Genomic DNA, 2,353 nt, shown 5'->3' on the forward strand with positions numbered 1-2,353 from the left:
ACAATCAGCGCCGGAATCGATTCGCGCGACCACCATGCGACCGCGTGGCGCGTGTGCGACCGCGCGCTTTACGTACGTTTGGATGAGTTTCGCATCGTCGCCGCCGAGCCCCACATCGCCGGGCCGCAGTCGTGCACCGATGCATGCTCCTGTTTCGGCGATGGCCGCCAGGATGGGATGGTAGCTGTTTCGCCCCCGGTAGCGCGGGTTGTAGCCGGGCAGCGCCCCTTCCTGCTGCCCAAACAGCGGCTCCACCGTGGTGTCGATGTCCACGTGGACGTACGGCTGCGGGGTCGTCAGCTCGGCAAGGGTGGCCAAGCCATGCGACGCCATGATCAGTTCCAGCTTGGCGTTCTCCATCTCGTCAAAGCGCGCAAGATCGCGGTACACTGTGTCGATGCTCGGAACCACTCCGCCAGCGAGCTTGACGAACAGCGGATCGGCCGCGAGCGATTCGAGCCCGAAGACGCGTTGCTCGCCCACCGCAAAGGCATCGATGAGCATTCGCATCTGCGTTTCCATCGGGTAGACGACCATGGGCCCGTCCTTCAACTCGAAGAACGCGCGGCGAAGCTCCCGGTCCACCCCGATCTCCTCCAGGTAAGCGCCGAACGGGACCAGACCGGCTACGCCCGTCAGGTTCGGATCCGGCCGTCCCCTGCGGATCGACCGCCCGCTCGGGCGCGAAATACGCTGGTCGCGCTCATGTCCGTCCCCGCGCTTGCCCCCCATCACATCCCGTCGCACCTTCTGACTGCTCGCCGCAAGTATCGTTGTTTGTTTCATCACTTCTTCGACGCTTGCGGCGGGCATCTTCGATCACGTCAAGACAAAGATCGGCTGGCCGATCTTCGCCCCTCCGCGATCACCCCATGGATGAGCCGACGCTACGTGACGAGTATCGTGATCCCCTCGTCTTTTTGGCTGCGGACGCGATCACGAGCGATGAGCGCACGCGAAATCTATGTTGAAGGACCCATAGCTGAAGCCGGCGCCGACGAAGAGCGCGACGCCAGCGCCGGCACACGGCTCGGCGAAGGCCTTTACTGCAGCGACCATGCAGGCATCCATATGCGTTCACCCTGTCTCCTTGGTCGGGGCAACGCGGCGTGATGGCTGAGGAGGCCGGCGTCGCGGCTTGCGCCTGGGCCGTGTGAGCGGAGCCGTGCGGCGCTGGATGTCGACGATAGTTCTGGGGTATTTCTCTCTGGAGCGGTCGCGGGCAGCGCTGAGAATAGTGCGAGCAACGTCTCGTGCGGCGGCGGCTGCGACCCAAGGCTCAGCATCGCCGATAGCGCGGATGAGGCTCTGGAGAGCCGCGCGCGACCTTCCGAGCTGGAGGGTGACGGCGAAAAGAGTCCGGCGCTGTGGCTTGTGTTGCGGCTCGGGCTCAGGCTCGGCTTCCGGCTCAAGGCGGTGCGCCCGTGGCTGTTGTCCAACACGAGGCTGTGCTGGATTCGTGAGCTCAGGGGGAAATGGTCTCTGCGGGCAGAGACTGGGAAGAGCCGAACCTCTCGGAGAGCTCCGCCAGACGAGTACTGATGTCGCGAGCGAGCAGCGCCGCGAGCATCGAGGCGGTGATGGTCAGGTCCAACGATGCCGGATGACTCAATCGGCGGACTTGATCGAGGCGCACGCCGCCCTTCCAATTTTTGAAAAAGAGTTCCACTTCCCAGCGGACCCGGTAGATTTCGGCCAGGTCGTGGGCGGTGAACACTGCGCGCGGGAGCGACGACAGGTAGTAGCGATCCTCGCCATCGAAGGGCACGCACACGACACGTGCAACGGCCTTGCGCCCGTTGTCGTCTACGAGCTCGACGTCCAGATCCAGAACGCTCTGACGGTGGACGTGACCGAAAGCACAGGCATCGTTGAGCTTGAGAGGTTTGCCGCTTTCGTCGGCCAATGCTCGACGATGACCGGTAGAGCCGTAGGAGGCCAGCACGATGGGATTCGCGCCGTCCTTGAGCCGCTGCAGCACATGCGCGCCTGCCGTCGTCGCGTCGATGAACCGCTCGTAGCTGTTGAAGCCCAAGTCCCAGATGTACAGCGCCCCTGGCGCCCACGTGGGAGCGAAGCCCTCGCTGTCGTGGACCGACCCGGCCGTTGTCTGAGAACTGATGACGGCTGCTGCGCGAACGCTGTAGATGGCATGCAGCTTGAGCTCGGCAGGTTGACCCGTGCCGGGATAGCTGCCGCTGAGTGCCGCGGCGAGCTTGAACGCGCAGCCGTCCGGAACGAGCACGTCCGCGAAGCTCTCCAACCGACCTCGCAGCTCGGGATGCGCCTGCTTGCTCAGCTGACGCAGTCTCCGTCGCAGCAGTCGCTTGAGCACCGGCGCCATCTTGTGCGC

Annotated in this window: 2 protein-coding genes; both read right to left on the minus strand. The window is 64.4% G+C overall.

Annotated elements, in window-relative coordinates; genetic code table 11:
• Positions 1-786 (minus strand): transposase (locus tag H0W38_RS21095; RefSeq protein WP_292457883.1); only part of this gene is annotated, 786 nt, incomplete at its 3' end.
• 679 nt (positions 787-1,465) lie between these two features.
• Positions 1,466-2,353: IS4 family transposase (locus tag H0W38_RS21100; RefSeq protein WP_292457886.1), on the minus strand; the 888-nt coding region annotated here is incomplete at its 5' end.

The organism is Methylibium sp., from assembly GCF_013817365.1.
Lineage (GTDB): Bacteria > Pseudomonadota > Gammaproteobacteria > Burkholderiales > Burkholderiaceae_C > Methylibium.